Source organism: Terriglobia bacterium (assembly GCA_020073205.1).
GTDB lineage: Bacteria > Acidobacteriota > Polarisedimenticolia > Polarisedimenticolales > JAIQFR01 > JAIQFR01.
Window position 1 is genome coordinate 109,779 of sequence record JAIQFR010000001.1, and the last position, 18,163, is coordinate 127,941.

The 18,163-nt window shown below is 66.3% G+C and carries 17 protein-coding genes; 4 read left to right on the top strand and 13 right to left on the bottom strand.

What is annotated here, in order from left to right; all coding sequences use genetic code 11:
• Positions 1-557: 557 nt before the first annotated feature.
• From LAO51_00405 to LAO51_00440, 8 genes are all read right to left on the bottom strand, one after another.
• Positions 558-2,777, bottom strand: a complete 2,220-nt coding sequence (locus LAO51_00405) for a penicillin-binding protein (GenBank protein ID MBZ5637194.1) — start codon at positions 2,775-2,777, stop codon at positions 558-560.
• A 221-nt stretch (positions 2,778-2,998) separates the two neighbouring features.
• Positions 2,999-3,154 (bottom strand): lmo0937 family membrane protein, encoded by a 156-nt coding sequence (locus LAO51_00410; protein MBZ5637195.1) that lies wholly within the window; start codon positions 3,152-3,154, stop codon positions 2,999-3,001.
• A gap of 239 nt (positions 3,155-3,393) precedes the next feature.
• Entirely contained in the window at positions 3,394-4,110 is a 717-nt protein-coding gene (locus LAO51_00415; GenBank protein ID MBZ5637196.1) for a lipid-binding SYLF domain-containing protein, read from the bottom strand.
• A gap of 241 nt (positions 4,111-4,351) precedes the next feature.
• Complete coding sequence (locus LAO51_00420; GenBank protein MBZ5637197.1) at positions 4,352-6,295, bottom strand: MacB family efflux pump subunit; 1,944 nt, start codon at positions 6,293-6,295, stop codon at positions 4,352-4,354.
• On the bottom strand, positions 6,295-7,536 hold the full coding sequence (locus LAO51_00425) for an efflux RND transporter periplasmic adaptor subunit (protein ID MBZ5637198.1): 1,242 nt from the start codon (positions 7,534-7,536) through the stop codon (positions 6,295-6,297). Before LAO51_00425 ends, LAO51_00420 begins: the two co-directional genes overlap by 1 nt.
• Positions 7,537-7,738: 202 nt before the next feature.
• Positions 7,739-7,972 carry a DUF3185 domain-containing protein gene (locus LAO51_00430; GenBank protein ID MBZ5637199.1) on the bottom strand — a complete coding sequence of 78 codons (234 nt, stop codon included), beginning with the start codon at positions 7,970-7,972 and terminating at the stop codon, positions 7,739-7,741.
• 144 nt (positions 7,973-8,116) lie between these two features.
• Positions 8,117-9,613 (bottom strand): hypothetical protein, encoded by a 1,497-nt coding sequence (locus tag LAO51_00435; protein ID MBZ5637200.1) that lies wholly within the window; start codon positions 9,611-9,613, stop codon positions 8,117-8,119.
• Between the two features lie 99 nt (positions 9,614-9,712).
• On the bottom strand, positions 9,713-9,865 hold the full coding sequence (locus LAO51_00440) for a lmo0937 family membrane protein (protein MBZ5637201.1): 153 nt from the start codon (positions 9,863-9,865) through the stop codon (positions 9,713-9,715).
• A 224-nt stretch (positions 9,866-10,089) separates the two neighbouring features.
• On the opposite strand from LAO51_00440, the gene LAO51_00445 reads away from it, so the two are divergent.
• Entirely contained in the window at positions 10,090-11,265 is a 1,176-nt protein-coding gene (locus LAO51_00445) for a sensor histidine kinase (protein MBZ5637202.1), read from the top strand.
• Positions 11,262-11,942: a response regulator transcription factor gene (locus tag LAO51_00450; protein ID MBZ5637203.1), complete on the top strand. Its 681-nt coding sequence runs from the start codon at positions 11,262-11,264 to the stop codon at positions 11,940-11,942. Before LAO51_00445 ends, LAO51_00450 begins: the two co-directional genes overlap by 4 nt.
• Before the next feature lie 157 nt (positions 11,943-12,099).
• Here the strand turns inward: LAO51_00450 and LAO51_00455 are convergent, their stop codons facing one another.
• The 3 genes from LAO51_00455 to LAO51_00465 form a co-directional block, all read right to left on the bottom strand.
• Positions 12,100-13,356 carry a zinc dependent phospholipase C family protein gene (locus LAO51_00455; GenBank protein MBZ5637204.1) on the bottom strand — a complete coding sequence of 419 codons (1,257 nt, stop codon included), beginning with the start codon at positions 13,354-13,356 and terminating at the stop codon, positions 12,100-12,102.
• A 105-nt stretch (positions 13,357-13,461) separates the two neighbouring features.
• On the bottom strand, positions 13,462-14,163 hold the full coding sequence (locus tag LAO51_00460; protein ID MBZ5637205.1) for a hypothetical protein: 702 nt from the start codon (positions 14,161-14,163) through the stop codon (positions 13,462-13,464).
• A 106-nt stretch (positions 14,164-14,269) separates the two neighbouring features.
• On the bottom strand, positions 14,270-14,407 hold the full coding sequence (locus LAO51_00465) for a hypothetical protein (protein MBZ5637206.1): 138 nt from the start codon (positions 14,405-14,407) through the stop codon (positions 14,270-14,272).
• 437 nt (positions 14,408-14,844) lie between these two features.
• On the opposite strand from LAO51_00465, the gene LAO51_00470 reads away from it, so the two are divergent.
• Both LAO51_00470 and LAO51_00475 read left to right on the top strand, forming a co-directional pair.
• A complete protein-coding gene (locus tag LAO51_00470) occupies positions 14,845-16,596 on the top strand; it encodes a sigma-70 family RNA polymerase sigma factor (protein MBZ5637207.1) in 1,752 nt (583 codons plus the stop codon).
• A gap of 144 nt (positions 16,597-16,740) precedes the next feature.
• Complete coding sequence (locus LAO51_00475; GenBank protein MBZ5637208.1) at positions 16,741-17,184, top strand: BON domain-containing protein; 444 nt, start codon at positions 16,741-16,743, stop codon at positions 17,182-17,184.
• A 117-nt stretch (positions 17,185-17,301) separates the two neighbouring features.
• Here the strand turns inward: LAO51_00475 and LAO51_00480 are convergent, their stop codons facing one another.
• Positions 17,302-17,850, bottom strand: a complete 549-nt coding sequence (locus LAO51_00480; protein ID MBZ5637209.1) for a DUF1003 domain-containing protein — start codon at positions 17,848-17,850, stop codon at positions 17,302-17,304.
• Positions 17,851-17,922: 72 nt separating this feature from the next.
• On the bottom strand, positions 17,923-18,163 hold a 241-nt coding region (locus LAO51_00485; protein MBZ5637210.1), incomplete at its 5' end, for a histidine kinase.

The window sequence follows — 18,163 nt, forward strand, 5'->3', positions numbered from 1 at the left end:
GAGCACCCGGCGGACCTCGTTGTTCCTGACGGCGACGTCATCGATGTCTTGCACGTAGCCTTTCATCGCGACCCCCTCTTGCGTCACGGGCTGACCGTGTTGGCCAGGAGCGTCACCGAGCCGATCCGCAACGGGACGCCCGTGACTCACACGCTCCGACCGTCGAGCACCCGTGTTCTCGTTGTTTTCCCGTGCTTCGCGCGTTGACGCGGCGCTACTCGTAACGTGGTTCGGCCGACAAGCGTTCGCGCCGGCGCGGGGCGCTCCTGCGCGTGTGCTCGTGACTCTCGGCCAGATCCAGCCTGTCGAGCCCGGCCGCGACCGCTCTGCGGCCGGGACTTTCGGTCGGCCGGAAGCTCGCTCGAGGCTCGTGCGCCCCGGGATTTGGCGAGGCCGCGACGGAACCTCGGTACCACCCGATCGGCTTCAGCGGGGATCCAGAACTCACGGGTCACCTCGAAGATGATTTCAGATGCACGCGGATGTCGTTACTATCCTCCGCCGGCATCGACCGGTACATGGGGTGTTACCCTACCGATGGGATTGGGGGGAGCGGCTCAGCGCGCGGGAGCTGCCGCAGCCGCCATCGAAGGGGCGCAGGCGGCACGGTGCAGGAGGGTCGTGGAAGCCGAGATCGCAGCGGAAGGGGAGGTCAGTTCGAGTTCGAGGGCCGTCAGCCGCCCGTCACGCCCCGCCTCCCGCTCGGCTTGCATCGCCAGGAAATCGTCGATCCGCCCCTCGATCTCGCAGGGGAACTGCGGCAGGGGCCCCACCAGCCGATCGTGGTAAAGACGAAGCATGATCTCGCGGAAGATCGGCAGCGCCGCGCGCGACCCGGTCTCCTTCTCGCCCAGCGCGCGGTTGTCGTCGAAGCCGATGCGGACGGCCACGGTGATCCCCCGCAGCCCGTAGGTGGATCCGACGAACAGGGCGTCGCGGAAGTCGCTGGTCGTCCCGGTCTTGCCCATCACCGGGATCGGGAAGTCGAGGCTGTCGAGGGCGTGAGCCGTCCCGCTCGGGAGGCGTACCACTCCGCGCAGCCCCTCCTGGATCAGGCTCAGCTCGGAGGAGCTCGGCCCGTCCGAGCCGATCTCCGGCGCGGTCAGGGACGCCTCGAAGAGCACGATCCCGCCGGACGCGTCGGTCACCCGGGCGATGACGTGGGGCTCCGCCAGGACCCCCGAAGCCATGGCGCGATAGGCGCCCGCCAGCTCCAGGAGCCGCACCTCCGACGCACCCAGGGCCGTGCTGATGTACCGCTGCAGCGGCGTGCGGATTCCCAGCTGCCGGGCGGTCCGGTTCACCTCGTCCACGCCGATCTCGCGGGCGATCCACACGGCCACGGCGTTTCGGGACTCGGCCAGGGCCTGGCGGACCGGAATCAGGCCCTTGAACTGGTTGTCGTAGTTGGCGATCCACTTCACACCGCGATCGGCGCCCAGGGGCACCTCGATGGGCTCGTCGGGCACGGCCGTGTCGAGGTTGAGCCCCTGGCGGAATGCGGCCAGGTACACCATCGGCTTCCACGCGGAGCCCGGCTGCCGTAGCGAGCCGGTGACCCGGTTCAGGTCGGAGTACCTTGTTGAGCGCTCCTTGAAGACCTGTCGCCCGCCTGCTTCGGCGAGGATCGCCGCGTCCGAGTTGCGAAGCACCACCACCGATCCCTGGATCAGCCCCTTCGATCTGCGGTGCCGCTTCTCGTAGAGGGCCAGGCCGTTCTCCAGCGCTTCGTTCACGATGGTCTGGGCCCGGCCGTCCACCGTGGAGCGGACCGAGATCCGCCCCTGGAGCAGGTCCTCGATCCCGAAGCGGCCCTCGCCGTGCTGCTTCAGCTCCTCGAGGACGTTCGCAATCGCCCCCGGGGCGTCGGTCTCGACCAGGCTGCGCGCCGGCACGCGGATCGGCTCGGCCTGGCAGCGCTTCGCGAGGCCCTCGGAGATGCACCCGTTGCGTGCCATGAGGACCAGGATCGCGTCGCGGCGGCGCAGGGGTCGCGCATCGCCGGGCACCGGTGCGTAATCCCTGGGCGACTTGCTGATCCCGGCCAGGAGCGCCGCTCTCCCTGCGTCCTCGCGGGTGTAGCTCGACAGGGTCTTGTCGAAGTAATACTCCGAGGCGGCGGCGAAGCCGTAGCGGCCGTGGCCCAGGTAGATGAAGCTGGCGTAGCGGGCGAAGATCTCGCGCTTGGCCCGGTCGAGCGATCCGTAACGCCGGCGCATCTCCTTCTCGAGCCAGAGCGAGAGGCGGACCTCCTCCATCTTCCGGACGAGCTTGTTCGCAGCTCGAACACCGAGGACCGCGGAGAGGACTCGCGGGGTCAGTCCGCCGCCGATCGGAAGATCGCTGCTCTCGCGGATCGTCAGATCCTGGAGGAAATAGCTGCGGACGAGCTGTTGCGTGAGCGTCGAGCCCCCCTGGGGAAAGCGCGGACGGAACCCATCGCCCCTCCACCACGCGGCCAGCGAGTGCAGGGCGGTCGCCCTCACCACCCGCGGCAGCGCGCCGTATTCCACGCCGGAGTGGGAGAAGAAGTTCTTGTCCTCGGCCGCCAGAATGGCCTCGCGCACGATGGGGGGCACCTCGTCGTAGGAGACGACCCGGCGGTACTCCCGCGCCAACTCGATCAGTACCTTGCCCCGGCCGTCGTAGACGTCGCCGATCCTGGGGGGCTCGAAACGGAGAAAGGACGTGAGGTCCGGGAGACCGCTCCGATCGAAGTAGACATGGTGCACGATGCCCGCCGTCAGGAGCAAGAGCAGCGCGAAAGGCGGGGCCACGACGAGCGTCGCGCGGCGGAGCCACGAGGAGCGACGCCGAACGGCCACGACGGGGTCGCTGGATTGAAGGCGCGGGACGTCGCGTTGTCGACCGCGGAGCCTACGTGGAATTCCGACGCCTGGCCCGCCGATCCGGACTCGCGAGCGCTCATCGCGGGTGTCCTCGGGAGGTCCTCGGAACGGCGCTAGCATTGACATGGCGACGGTTAGCGCAAGGCGCATCAGGAAGTCGTCAGTCTTCGTCCGTGGATCAGCCGGAGCAGGACCACGATGATCGCCAGAACGAGCAGGCCGTGGATGAAGCCGCCCATCGTGTAGCTGCTTGCCATACCCAGAAGCCACAAGACCATCAGGATCACGGCCACGGTCCACAACATGACGTTCTCCCTCTCGCGAAGCATACGAAGCGCCGCGTTCCACCTTGGACACTACGGCGGGACACTCCGCGCCTCCATGGGGTGTAACCCTACTTCTCGCTCCTTGGGGTCATCACCGAGGTGCGCCGGCCGAAAGAAACGCGGCTCGCTCCCGGAGGTTCCGGAAGCGAGCCGACAGGTGAGCGATCATCGAGCCATGGTGCGGAAGCGCTGGCAACGGGGACGGCGACCGACCCCGCTCACCGCGTCTCGGACCGTTCCTGGGCGACGGCGACCGCCATGTGTTGGCGGATCGAATCCACGAGCGATTGAGCCGAGGCCGGGACGTCGAGCTTCGAGTTCACCAGGATCTCCCTCCCGGTGGTCTTCTCGCCGTAGAGACGCGCGTTGGCGTCCTGGTTCGGCTTCACCACCGAGCCGTCCAGGGCCGCGCCGACGAACAGGCCGCGCGACCGGGACCAGGAGAGGATCTGAGCGTGCATCTGCGCATCGGTCGCCGCCTGGGCCGTTCGTCCCACCGGGCCGGCCGTGGCCGTGGCCTCGCCGCCGATCGTGAAGCGGTCCGCGAGGAGGTGGTTGACCCCACCCTCGTTCATGATGAGCATCACGACGTCGGCCGACTGCGCGCCGATCTGGAAGCCGACGCTGGCCCCACCGACCGTGTAGAACGCCGCGGAGCCCATTTTCCCGTCGGGCTGGCGGCACGAGGCCACGCCGTGGCCCCCCTTGCCTCCCACGATGAACGCACCCTTGGTCACGGAGGGGAAGATCAGGATGCAGTCGGCCTTCCCGAGGAGCTCCTGCGGGATGCCCTTGTCGGGGGCGCTCGTCAGCGCGTCGAGGACCACCACGGCCTCGCGCAGCGTCGTCTTGTCGTTCTTGGTCAGCCCGGTCGCGGCCGCCGCGGAGAGAGCCAGAAGGAGTGCGAGAGGAATCGCGAAGAATCGGATTCTCATGACTTGGTGCCTTTCCTTTGTTCCCTTGTGGGTGGTGTGTTGCCTGGGATCCCGCACCGCGCCCGCACAAGGACTACGGAAGCGATGGGAGCAAGGACCGCTCGGGATCCGGAGCCAGCTGTCTTCTGACTCGAGTGTAGGGTATGCCGCGCGCCGGCCCTCCTCCATGGGGTAGAACCCTACCCACGGTGAGGGGACACGCTCGCGGGCCCATCCCGGACCCGGCGGACCCACGGCGTTCCTACTCCCGAGCCAGCGCCTCGATGGGGTCCAGGTGCGCGGCTTTCCTGGCCGGAAGATAGCCGAAGACGATCCCCGTAAGAAAAGCGCATGCGAAGGCGATGACGATCGGCGCGACCGTGAAGATCACGCGCCAGCCCGCCATCGCCGAGGTCGAAAGACCGCCGGCAACGCCGACGGCGACACCCGCCAGGCCGCCGATGAAGCAGACCATCACGGCCTCGGTGAGGAACTGGAACAACACGTCGAAGCTGCGCGCGCCGATCGCCATCCGGATCCCGATTTCGCGTGTCCGCTCGGTCACCGAGACCAGCATGATGTTCATCACGCCGATGCCGCCGACGATGAGCGAGATCACGGCGATCGCCGCCAGAAGATAGGTGAGCGTGTTCTGCGTTTCACTGGCCGTGGCGATGGTGTCGGCCTGGTTCCGAATGTTGAAGTCCTCCTTGCCGTGACGCCTCATCAACAGCGCATGGAGTCCGGCTTGCACCACGGCCATGTCCGCTCCCGGCTTCACTCTCACGACAAAATTATTGAAATAGCGTTGTCCCGAGACGCGCGCTCCTGCCGTCGTGTAGGGCAGCCAGACGGAGTTGTCCATGTCGTCGCCCCGCGGGGTCAAGCCCTTGGTGCTCAATACGCCGATGACCAGGAAGGGCGCGCTGCCGATGAGGATGTACTGTCCCAGCGGATTCGCACCCGCGGGGAACAGGTTGCTCGCCACGGTCTTCCCGAGCGTGACGACCTGGGCGTAGCGCTTCACGTGTTCCGCCGAGAAGAACACGCCGGCCTGCGGCGGCCAATCGTGCACCTGGGGGAAGTCCTCGCCGGTCCCGACGACCGCGACCGTCAGGTCCTGGTCGCCGAAGCGCAGCAGGGAGGACGACGTCGATTCCGGGACCGCCAGGTCGACACCGGCAAGGCTGCGAATGGACGGCAGATCCTCGGGCAGGAAGCTGGTCACGACCACGGCCGAGGCGCGGACGGCGGGCGGCCCTCGCATGACCGTCAACAAGTCGGTGCCCATGGCCTGAATGCGCTCGAGGACGTCCTGCTTCGCGCCGTTGCCGATCGCCATCAGCGCGACCACGGAGGCGACGCCGATGATGATGCCCAGCATGGTCAGCGCGGACCGCAGCCGGTTGTGCAACAGCGACCGGAACGCCATCTTCAGGGATTCTCCGAGAACCGCCATGCCAGCCTTGGCGTCCTCCGCCGTTTCGGCGGGTGTCGCCTGACGGACGGTTTCCGCGTGCTGCTGCAGCTCGTCGGACTTGATACGGCCGTCCACGATGCGGACGACTCGGTGGGCGTACGCCGCGATGTCGCTGTCGTGGGTCACCACGATGATCGTGTGCCCCTGCCCGTGCAGCTTCTCCAGAATGGCCATGACCTCCTTGCCGCCCTGGCTGTCCAGCGCTCCTGTAGGTTCATCGGCCAGGATCACCGGCCCGCCGTTCATGAGCGCGCGGGCGATGCTGACGCGCTGTTGCTGGCCGCCCGAGAGCTGGCTCGGATGGTGCTCCAGCCGGTCGCCCAACCCGAGTTCACGCAGCAGGTCGCTGGCGTGCGACGTGCGCTGGGTCTTCGCCATGCCGCAGTACACCGCCGGGACTTCCGCATTTTCGACGGCGGAGAGATCGGACATCAGGTTGTAACGCTGGAAGATGAAGCCGAAGGTATCGCGACGCAACGCCGCCAGCGCATCGCCGGGGAGGCTGGCCACGTCGATGCCGCGGATCCGATACGTGCCGCTCGACGGCTTGTCGAGGCAGCCGATGATGTTCATGAGCGTGGACTTGCCCGAGCCGGATGCACCCATGATGGCGACGAACTCGCCGCTCTGAATCGCCAGGCCGACTTCCGTGAGCACGGTCAGCGGCTCGCCTCCCGACGTATAGGTACGGCAGACACCTTGCAATTCGAGCAGAGGCGGCGACATCAGGGGCCCTTGCGAGCGCTCAGGGCGCTGGTCGACTTGGTGCCCGGCGCCGTGATGCCCCCGATGACGACCTTCTCGTTCTCCTCGAGACCTTCCGTGACCTCCGCCGAGATCTCGCTCTTGATGCCGATCCGGATCGCGCGCAGTTCGACGGTGCCATCGGCCCTCAGCACCCGCACCTTGACGGCCGCGCCCTCGCCGGCATTGCCGATGGCGGCAGCCGGTATCAGCAAAACGCCTTTCGCCTGCGCCAGAACGATGAAGACCTGCGCCGTCATCTGGATCTTCAGCTCGCGCTCCGGATTCGGAATATCGAACAGCACGTCGTAGAACACCACGTTGTTGATGAGTTCCGGAGTCGGGAGGATCTGCCTGATCTTGCCGCTCCAGCGCCGGGAATCCCCGAGGACGGTGAAGTAGACGTCCTGGCCGGGCTTGACGCGGACGATGTCCGCTTCCGACACTTGCGCCCAGACCGTGACGGTGCCGATGTCGCCGATGCGCAGGATATTCGGCGCCTGCTGATTCGCGTTGAGCGTCTGCCCTTCCAGAAGGCTGATGGAAACGACTTCGCCGGCCATCGGCGCCGTGATCTTCGTATAGCCCACGTTGGCTTTGGCGGTGTCGATCGCCGCCGTGGCGAGCTTCATCTGCGACGAGACCGAAGCGGCGTCCGCGAATGCGGCATCGTAACCGGCCCGGGTGACGTCACGGTCGTTGGCGGAGATCAGCAGCTCCCCGTAGAGCTTGTCGTTGCGATCGCGCTCGGCTTTGGCGAGCACGAGTTGCGCCTGTTTCACCGCGCGCTGCGACGTCATGCTCGCGAGGGTCGCATCGGCCGCCGCGAGCGCCGTGTCCGCCAGGGCCGGGTCGATTTCCGCGAGCAGCTGGTTCTCCACCACCTGGTCGCCGCGCGCGACCTTCAGCGATTTGAGCTTGCCGGAGGTCTGAGCGCCGACATCGACGTACTTGACGGGCTGCACGACGCCCGCCGCCACGACGGTGCTTTCCACGTCGCCGCGCTGTACGGCGGCGGTGGCATAGACGACCTTGGCCGTGCCGAACGCCCAGTGATACCCGAGCGCGGCGGCGCCCGCGGCGAGGATCGCGCCCATCACCCACAGGCCGCGTCGCCCGAGGAGGGCGCGAGCCATGGGATGACGATCCAAGGGAGGCGTTGCAGGCTCGTCCGCCGCCGTCGCCGGGGACGTGACCGTCGCGCCGATGCTCATCGTTTCCATCGTCGTCGTGTCCTGCTCGTGGTCGGGTGCGTCCTACCGTCCCACGATCGTCGGTGTGCAGAGTGCTCCCTGCGCAGGGACGTGAAGCGGACCTATGGAGCGGCCCGTCGAGCTCCCCGAATGCGGGGACGTCCTCGGCGAGGGTCCGGACCGGGTCGTCCCGAGGCTCGTGCCAGGGCACCGTGGGGAAACGCGCACCTCCTTACGCCGCACGGCCGATGCGCCTCCGGTCCACGGCCAGCAAGACGATTCCGCCGACCAGCGCGATGCCTCCGAGGATCGGCGGAAGCGGGATGTGGTGGGTGGTCTCGGTCGTCACGTGCATCGGGCCGAGATCGATGCCCCTTCCCATGCTGGTGTACGTGATCCCCTGATAAGCGAGCGCCACGATGCCCAGAGCGATCAAGATGACAGCAACTACCGTCTTCGTTCTCATCGAAGTCCTCCCGTATCTTGCCGATGTCGGAGACCCCCTACGTCGCTACCCGGGGCCGCGGGTCCAGCGTGAGACGCGGCATCGAGCCCGTCGCCGGTGTCGCGACGAGCCCGATGACGGGGACCAACGGCCATCTTCTTCCATCTACTGCTGGCTTCCTTCCTTCGGCTCCGGCGTGGTGCCCTTGTCGGAGCTCTGATCCTTCTTGTCCTGGTTGTCCTTCTTGGCCTTCGCGTCCGGCTTCGCTTTGGCTTTCGGCTGTGCCTTCGCGACTTGGTCTGCCTTCGCGTTGGCGTTCGCCTGTGCGTTCGCGCTCTGCCCCGCCTTCGCGTTGGCGTTCGCCTGTGCGTTCGCGCTCTGCGTCGTCTTCGCGTTGGCGTTCCGCTGTGCGCTGGCACTCTGCTCCGCGTTCGCCCTGGCGCTCCGCAGTGCGCTGGCGCTCTGCGTCGCCTTCGCGTTGGCGTTCCGCTGTGCGTTCGCACTCTCCGTCGCCTTTGCGTTGGCATTTCGCTGAGCGCTCGCATTCTGCTCCGCGCTCCCCCTGGCGCTCCGCAGTGCGCTGGCGCTCTGCGCCGCCTTCGCATTGGCGTCCCGCTGCGCGTTGGCGCTCTGCGTCGCCTTCGCGTTGGCGTTCCGCTGTGCGTTCGCACTCTCCGTCGCCTTTGCGTTGGCATTTCGCTGAGCGCTCGCATTCTGCTCCGCGGACGCATTATTCCTGGCCTTCTGTGCGCTGTCGGTGGCTCCACTCGGCATCCCCGCGGCGGCCGGAGTCGCCGGCTTCTGAGCGTTCGGTCGGGCCACCGGAAGCGCGTTCAGAGGCTTCGACGGGTCCGCCGGTGAGGTGCGCTGCTGGGGGATCCCGCGCTGGTCGGCGACCGGCAGTGGGCGGCTGGCGGGAACCGGCTCCGCGACTCGGACGCCCTGTTTCGCCCTCTCGGGGGCCATGGCCAGTTGAGCGCGGCTGACGTGGTCGAATGGCGCCACTCTGGCGACGCTCTCGATGGGCTCCTGACGGACGGTGCGACCGGTGGCCTTCTCGATGATCCGGACGTCGGGGCCGCGATTGATCACGACGTTGTTCTGGACCACGATGTTGTTAACCACCGTCGTGTTGTTGATGAACAGGCTCGAGCGGTCCATGGGGATGATCGACGCGCGAATTCTCGGCGCGAGGAAATCATGGGACGAGACGAATACGAAGCTCGAGGCCCCTCCCAGGTTGACCGCCATGCCCACGGAGAAGCCCGGAGGCACGGGAGCCCACCCGATGTAATCGGAATCGGTACGGAAGACGACCCAGGACGGCGCCCAGACGCTCCCCGGGACCCAGACCCACCCTGCCTCCGGATCGGCGTACCACGTCCCGTAGTGATACGGAATGGCTCCCCACTCGTAGTCCGAGACCCACGCCCAACCCATGTCGGTGTCGACCCAGTGGCCGTCGTAGTAGGGGTTCCACTCCCGGTTGTATTCCCTCGGCTGCCAGACGTGCCCGTACTGCGCCGAGACGAGCCAGGATCCGTGCTGGTTCAGATTGGAGAAGGACACGTCGAACGAGACGTCGGCGCGCGCCGGCTGCGCAAGAACGCCCGCGAGAACCACGGCTGCGATCACGAGAAACGCAAGTCTGATGTATCTCAAGACAGTACCTCCGGTTCAACTGACATGATCCAAACGACTGCGAATCGCCTCTTCGCCCTCATCGAGCCCTCGAGGGCTCCGAGCCCGGCCGACGGCTGTCTACGACAGCACGCGTCGCCCCTGGATGACCCTGATCAGCACCGTGATGATTGCGAGCACCAGCAGGATGTGAATGAACCCTCCCATCGTGTAGCTGGACAGGAACCCCAGTAGCCACAGGATTCCCAGAACCACGGCAATCGTCCACAACATGGTCGTCTCCTTTCTCCTCGGTCCAAGGTCTACGCTACGCGACGCGCCGGTGCGTTACGATGGGGTGAATCCCTACCTCGAGCCGCACGGTCGCGCGGGTAGGGTTTCGCCCCATGGACAGATCGAGGCGACGGCCGGATAATCGCTTCGCTTTCGGTGTGTCGTCCGGCGACACGCCCGGCGAAGGGTCGCGCACGGCAGAGGAGCTTCCGCCGAGGTGGCGCATGAGATCCAAATCCGAAGGTAACTCGTTCGGGTTGTCGCGACGATACACGGCGGCGTTGCAGAAGCACCTGGTCTTGAAGTCGAGGACGAACCCGCGGACGGCGCGTAGCCTCGGAACCGAGGCCATGGAAGTCGGCCTGGACATTTCGGATTTGGTCGGAATCCACGAGCGCGCGTTGTTCACCCTCCTGCCTCGGCGCTCGTCATCCGGCGGCAGAGCCGGGATGGTCAAGCTCGCGGCGGCGTTCTGCGTCGAGGCGCTCGCACCGTTCGAGATCGCTCGCCGCGCCGCGCTGGAGAACAACGGCGTATCCGATCGACCGAGCTTGACCACGCGCCGGCGCACGGTCGCGCTGGCGGCACTCCGGCTGCGACTGAGACGCGAGATCGACCTCCGAGAGGCGGTCCAGGAAGCCCTCGAGAAGAGCGAGCGACATTACGTCCAGTTGCTGGAGAGATCCCGTCACATGCAGGAGCACCTTCGACGCCTTTCCCACGAGCTTCTGTCCTCGCAGGAGGAGGAGCGGAAGAGGATCAGCCGCGAGCTCCACGATGAGGTCGGCCAGATCCTCACGGCGATCAACGTCAAGCTGGCGACCTTGAAGAAGGAAGCCACCGTCAACACCACGGGCCTCAAGGGAACGATCTCCAGCACGCAGCGGCTCGTGGAACGGTCGATGAAGACGGTGCATCGGTTCGCGCGCGAATTGCGTCCGCCGATCCTGGACGACCTCGGGCTCATTCCCGCCCTCCATTCGTTCATGAAGGGCTTCACGAAGCGGACGCGCATTCCCGTCGACTTCACGGCGTTCGTCGCGGTCGAGCAGCTGAGCGGCGACAAGCGAACGGTGCTCTATCGCGTGGCGCAGGAAGCGTTCACCAACGTCGAAAAGCACGCGGAAGCCAGCCGGGTGACGGTGAGCATTCGGAAGATCCGGGGCGTCGTTCACATGGAGATCCACGACGACGGAAGGTCGTTTCAGGTGGAACGAGTGCTCCACTCCCGGAGGGTCGGGCGGCTGGGACTGATCGGCATGCAGGAACGTGTCGAGATGGTCGGCGGCACCTTCGCCGTCCGATCCGCGCCGGGCAAGGGCACCACCCTGAGCGCGCAGATTCCGTGCGACGGCGGGCGCGGCGGATCGCCGAACGCTCGACTCGAGGCCAGGAAATGAAGCCCATCACCGTGTTGCTGGCCGATGATCACACGGTCGTCCGAGAAGGGCTGCGGGTGCTGCTGGAGATGGACGACGACATCGAGGTGGTCGGCGAAGCGAAGACCGGCCGCGAAGCCGTGCAGTTGACCCGGAAGCTCCTGCCCGCGGTGGTCGTCATGGACATCGCGATGCCGCTGCTCAACGGCCTCGAAGCCACCCGGCAGATTCTCCAGGCGCTGCCCGCCACCAAGGTCATCGTCCTTTCCGCGCACGGCGATGACGCGTACGTCGAGCAGGTGATCGAGCTGGGCGCGGCGGGATACCTGCTCAAACAGTCGTCCGCCCTCGTTCTCGCCAAGGCGATTCGCGAGGTTCACAACGGGAAGAAGTACTTCAGCCCGGCCATCGCCAAGAGGCTCGCGGATCGTCCGGACCATTCCTTCCATGGAGCGACGGGACGACACAAGAAGATCGCCCCCGGCCTGACCTCGCGTGAGATCGAGATTCTCCAGCTGATCGCCGAAGGGCTCGCCAACAAGCAGGCGGCGGCCGAGCTCGGCATCAGCATCAAGACGGTCGAGAAGCATCGACAGCATCTCATGAGCAAGCTGGACATCCATGACACCGCTGGTCTCACCCGCTACGCCATCAACGCGGGGATCGTCGAAAGCCGGGTCCGGTTCACGATCGATTAGCCGTTCCCGGGCTTTTCCCGATCGCGCTAGACTCGGTCCAGCTCGGGTCTCGTCGGATCAATGCCCGGACTCGGGGACGCTCTCCCCGACCGCTCGCGTGAAGGGGCCGGTCCGGCGGCTCGATCTGGCGGGCTCTCGCCGGGCCGGATGACGGCGGTCAGCGTGCAGAGTCGCTCGCCACGGTCGACACCGGCTCCACGCAAATCAACAGGTCAAGCGACGTCATCATGCTCTGCCAGCGAGCCCGGTCCTTCTTCGTCTCGATCGGGACGGAGAGGTCGGAATAGAACTTCAGGATGTCGGCTCTCAGCTCCGGCGACGTCAGGTCGAACTTCCGCTCTGCCAGCTGCGCCAGCAGCTTCGCGTAGGTGTCGTCCGTGAGCGAGTATTCCGCCGCCTCGGTCGCGTGGCCCGTATCCAGGTCGCAATTGGGAAGCACCAGCGTGCCCGCGCGCACTCCCTCGAGAAAGGCCCGGTACTGATCGACGGTCGTGTTGATGCTCTTGATGTACAGATCTTCCGTTTCCGGAGTCGGGCTGTTGAAGCCCAGCTTCCTGAAGGGACCGATCTTCGGCACGAATCGCAGGAGAGCTGACAGGATCCGCGTGCCCAAGCCTGGTTTCACGTAGTCCTTTCCCCACTCCCTCTCGTAGTCCGAGCGGGAAAGACGGTACAGGAACTTCTGCTTCGCGAAATTCGGCGATTCGTACCTCAGTTCCTTCTTATGGGTTCTGAGCGCGACTTGTGTCATTTGCGGAATCAGACGGCTGACGGCGAAGCGATACGAGCCCACCGCCAGATCCTCGTGGGCGAGCACGTCTTTCAACTCCACGCCGTAGACGACGGGAAAGACCCGCTCCAGCAAGGATTTGGACACCTGGAACCCGATGAAATCGTGGTACTGCTTCGACGCGTAACGGTTCTTCGCGACCTGCACCGTGTCGAACCCGAACTCCGTTTTCAGGTGCGCCCTCTTGTTCTGGGCGTACCTAACCGACTCGCCGAACTCCGCTCGTAGCTTCGGATAAGCGATCGCGACGGCGTGGTTGACCGCCGGGTGACCGGCGATATCCGACGCATAATGCGATAACGAGCCTAGCGCGAAGGCGTATTCGTCCACGTCCTGGCTCTCGGCCAGCAACTCGCGAACGAAGTCACCGCTACGAACGTAATGAACCAGGTCGCTGAACTCTCGACTGCCGAACGGGTAGTAGCCGAGATCCTGGATGACCGCGCCGCCGTACGCGTAGGCATGCGCCTCCCTGATCTGGTCTTCCGGAAGTCCCGGATATCGCTTGAGCAGGAGGGGCTGGATCCCATCGGTCCAGACCAGGTCCACGATCTCCTCGTGCGTCAGGACGGAATACGCGAACGAAGCGCTGCTGCACATGAGCACGACGAGAAGAAGCGCCATCGCACGGGCCGATCCACGCATGTCTCACTCCTTCCTGCCCTGCGCTCCGACGGGCTTTTTCATCAACCGGCGCAGCCTCTCCCGAGGCTGCACCGGGTCGGCCCGTCACATCGAGATGCGAATCGCGACTCCGACGTCCGGATGCCTGCGATTGAAAAGGTAGTAACCGTTATCGACGAAGTTGACGTACACGTCGTCGGTGGCGTACCAGTCGTTCGCCCAGTATTCCGGCCACGGGTCGACGAGACTGAACCAATAGCCGCCGAATTGAAAACGGGGATATCCGCCCATGACAAGAAACGGGAGGCCGGAGATTCGGAACCCATGTTCCGGCCCGAAGTACCCGCGGAAGCGGTCGCCGGGGATGCGGTAGCCGTCGTAGCCGCCACGTTGCTGCCAGGTGCGGTGGTCCGATTGCCAGCTCCGTGCGCGATGCTGCTGCCAGGCGCTCTGCTGAACGCGCTGCTGCTCCTGAAGGTGCTGTGGTTGTGCACGGCCCCGTGTTTGCTGGGCGCGCTGGGGCTGCTGCCGGACCGGGCTCGACGACGGCTGCTGTTTGGCGCGCTGCCGCTGTTTCTTCTGCTGCTGCTGCTGTTGCTGGGCGCGCTGGGGCTGCTGTCGTTCTCGGCCCGACTGCGGTTGCTGTTTGGCATGCTGCTGCGCGGGTTTGGCTTTCTCTTGCTTGCCCTGTTGCTGCTCGGAATGGTCTTTCTTATCGCTCTGTTGCTCTTGCTGTGCATACGCCGGGGCTGCGATTCCGAGAAGCAACGACAGAATGGCGGTGCTGGCGATTCCAATTACTTTCATGTGGGCTGCCTCCGTCGCTGCCGGTTACGTGCTTTGATCTGCTGCGAGATCCGATCGTCGCGTTGATCGGGTCGCCGATGACGTCGCCGAACGCGACGACTTCGTTTCACGGGTTCCTCCGCCGTCCCGTCGCGTGACCGTTCGCGGCCACGCTCGCGTACGGCTTCTTGAGCACGGTCCGGTGGGCGAGGTTCGCCCAGGTGCCAGGCGGGTCCACGGCGATGCCCAGGGCGGAGTATCTCATCTCGTCTTGAACGATACTTGGCGAGCCGGACGCCCACCATGGGGCGAAACCCTACCAGCCACGTCCGCGACACGTTCGTCGCGCCGGAATCGAAGCGCGGGAGTGCCCGCCCGTGCTGGGGGTGTCGTCCCATGGATCCCACGACCGCGATCCTGGCCGAGGATGACGAGATCGTCCGGAGAAGCTCCGGGCGTTGCCGAGGGCCGACGGAGACGATCGGCTTCGAGCACTTCTCGGCGTGGATGGCGGGTTGCCGACGAAGGGCGTACACGGGGCTCTGACGACGCTCAGCCCCAGCGGCGGAGGTCCGTCGCCGCTGTTGCGCGACATCACGCGCGACGCGGTAGGGTTACACCCCATGGATGAGTCCGCCTCCACGGCGTACGGTCCCAACGCATGAGGATCGACGAATTTCCATGCCGAGGAGGACAGCGCCCATGAAGCCACCTCGGTCGCAACCGACCGACCCCGTCGAGAGCGTCTCGCGCGAGAGCGAGCCGGCCTTGCCGGGGAAGAGAAGGGGAGTCCTGAGGGCGGCGTCACCGATGCTGCGGCTCTACCTCCAGGAGATGGGCCTGACCCCGCTGCTCGACGAGCAGAACGAAGCGAGGCTCGCCAGCCAGCTCAAGGGCGCTCGGCTGGTGATCGCGAAGCTGGCGCAGGCCCTGCCCGAGAGCTGCCGCGAGATCGTCCTCGAGGGGGACGAGTCCGGGCCGAAGCTCGGCGCCGCATGGCCGCTGAGTCAGCTCGAGAGCTTCCTCCGCAAGCTCGTGCACTACGCCCCCAATCGCCCGGACACCACGGTGGCCTCCGCGCTCCGCGAGATCCGGACCCACAAGACCTCCCTGAACGACGCCCGGGACGCTCTCATCCTCGCCAACCTACGACTGGTCGTGCACATCGCGAAGAGGTACGCGAACAACGGACTGCCCGTGATGGATCTCATCCAGGAAGGGAACGTGGGGCTCCTGCGGGCCGTGGAGAAGTTCGAGCACGAGCGAGGCCACAAGTTCTCGACCTACGCGTTCTGGTGGATCAAGCAGGGCGTCGAGCGGGGGATCGCGGAGAAGTCGCGGACGATCCGCATCCCCGTGCACGTGAACGAGAGGATCCGCAAGATCGAACTCGCCGCGCGCGATCTGAACCATCGCCTCGGACGGAAGGCGACGCCGCGCGATATCGCGACGCAGCTCAGGATGCCGGTGGGCAAGGTCGATCATGCGCTCTCCCTCGGGCGGGAGCCGATGCCGCTCGAGGGCGGCGCCGGCGATTGCGAGGGCTACGACCTGGCGAAGTTCATCCCCGACCAGCAGGCCCCTTCGCCGTTCGCCCGAGCTTCGCAGCGCGAGGTCACGCAGCGCGTCGAGTCGATTCTCCGGGAACTCAATCCCCGCGAGGAGACGATCATCCGGATGCGATTCGGGCTCGGACCCGAGGCCGCACGGACGCTCGAGCAGGTCGGCGTGCGGCTCCGCCTGTCTCGCGAGCGCGTGCGCCAGCTCGAGGGGCACGCGCTCGCTAAGATCAAGGCGTCCCCTCTGTGCAGCGACCTGGCCGTGCTGTTCGGGGTCGGAGAGTCGCTGGGCCTTCGCGCAAGATCGCCCACTGAATCCTGGAGGAACGATGGAACATCAGCTACCCGTGGCGCTAGAGGTGGCCTTGTACGTGGCGTCGCTCGCGATCGTGGTGTCCGTACCGGTCCTCGTCGGAACGCTGCTCCGGTCTCGCAAGCAGCTCGAGCGCCTCGTCGGAACGGTCGAGGAGCTCGAGGCGGAGATGAAGCCCCTGGCCCAGGAGACGCGAGACCTCGTGAACAGGCTCCGCGATCTCACAGGGCGTGCGCAGGAGCGGAGGATGGAAGTGGAAGGAATCATCGATACGGCACGCCACTGGTCCGAGCGGGCGGATCATCTGGTGGAGGAGATCGGAGCCGCGGTGGAACCGCCCATCTTCGCGGCGACTCGCGGCATTCGCCTTCTTCGGAGAGGGCTCGAGGTGTTCGCGCAGGTGCTGCTGAACCGGAAGCGGCTCCGTCAACCGAAAGTGGGGAACCCATGAGCGACGACGGTCAGGGAAGTGTACCGGGCATCCTCGTGGCCGCCGCGGTCGGCGCCGTGGTCGGTGAAGGGGTCGCGTCTTTCCGACGTCACCCCTCCCGTCGCGAAGCGATCCCGTCGCGGCGCGGGTAGGATTTCACCCCATGGGGAGCCGTCGGTCCTTGACCTAGCCTGACAGTTGGGGCGTCCGGGCGAGCCTCGGGACGACGGCCCGCGCCGCTCGAAGATCGGCGAGACGCCGAATCGGCGGCGGATGCCCGGTAAGGAGAGACTCGGATGAGCCGCAGACATGCGTTCAGCGTCAGGAGCACCCTGTTCGTCATGACATTGGCATTCCTGCCGATCGCCGTCGCCCGCGCGGAGTCGCACCCCGATGCATGGATCACGATGAAGGCGAAGGCCGCCCTCGAGGTTGCCGCCCTGCCCGCGCCGCAAAGCTCGAGGACACCGATCAAGGGGGTGTCCTCGGTCCGCCACAATCCCGGTGACTCGGGGGACGAGGTGATTCGGCGGGGCGTGGAGAAGGCCCTGCTGGATCTCGATGCCCGGGCGAACTCGGATATCCGCGTGATGGTGAAGGACGGCGTCGTTTGGCTGACCGGCACCGTGCCGGCGTGGGAGGGCAACTCCGCGAGAGTCTACGCTGCTCGCTCGGTGACCGGAGTCCGATCGATCATCAACGGCCTGCGCGTCGTTGGGGCGGGTTCGGCTGCGCGGTAACCTCGGGGAGACCTCGAACTCGGAGTCGATCAACCCGGTCACCGACAGGCGCTCCTCGGGTCGTCGCTCTGGAATCCGCACCGGGGGCGTCGTCGACCGAATCGAGCCGTTTCGTCGTCACGAGGCGACGAGTTTGCCGTGGATCTCGCGCGTCAACGTGTCGATGCGGGCGGCCATCGTCTGCACGTCTTCCGTGAGCTGCGTGTTGGCCTCGAGCAGCTCTTGCAGCTTGTCGGACTGGCGCGCCGCGATCTCCTGCCGCTCCGCGTTCACGCGGGCCAGCTCCTCGCGATGCTGCGCATCCGCGTCCGCATGCACCTTGTCGCGGTCGGCCTGGCGGGTCTGGGCCAGCAGGATGAGCGGGGCGGCGTACGCCGCCTGGAGGCTGAACACGAGATTGAGCAGGATGAAAGGGTACACGTCGAAACGGGCGTATCCCGCCGCATTGACGGCGATCCACAGAGCGACGATCACGGTCTGCCCGACCACGAAGCCCGGCGTGCCGAAATAGCGGGCGAAGGCCTCGGCGCGCCGCCCGAACCCGTCCGCACCGAAAGGGCGAGTCAGATGGAGATGTGGACGGTGGAACCGGTAGTAGTCCGTGGCGAAAACGGCGGGAGACGCCGGTCGGGCGCCGGCCGGGTCGGTCGCGGTCTGGCTGACCATGCGGATGACCTCCGAGATGGGTCCCGTCCCGCGCGGCGCCTCCCCGGCGGGGTGGAACGGACATGCGCCCGCTCAGTTGGGCGCCGTGGCGCTCGACGGCACGGGAACGCTCAGCTCGACTTCCGTGCCGTCGCGGCGGCTGGATCTGATCCTGAGGGTGCCGCCCACGGAGGTCGCTCGCTCGCGCATGCCGAGGAGACCCAGGCCCCCCTTTCCTTTTCGGCTCGCCGCGCGACGATCCGGGTCGAAGCCGACTCCGTCGTCGTGGATCACCAGCTGGACGATGGCGTCCCGCCGTCTCAGGCTCGCGGCG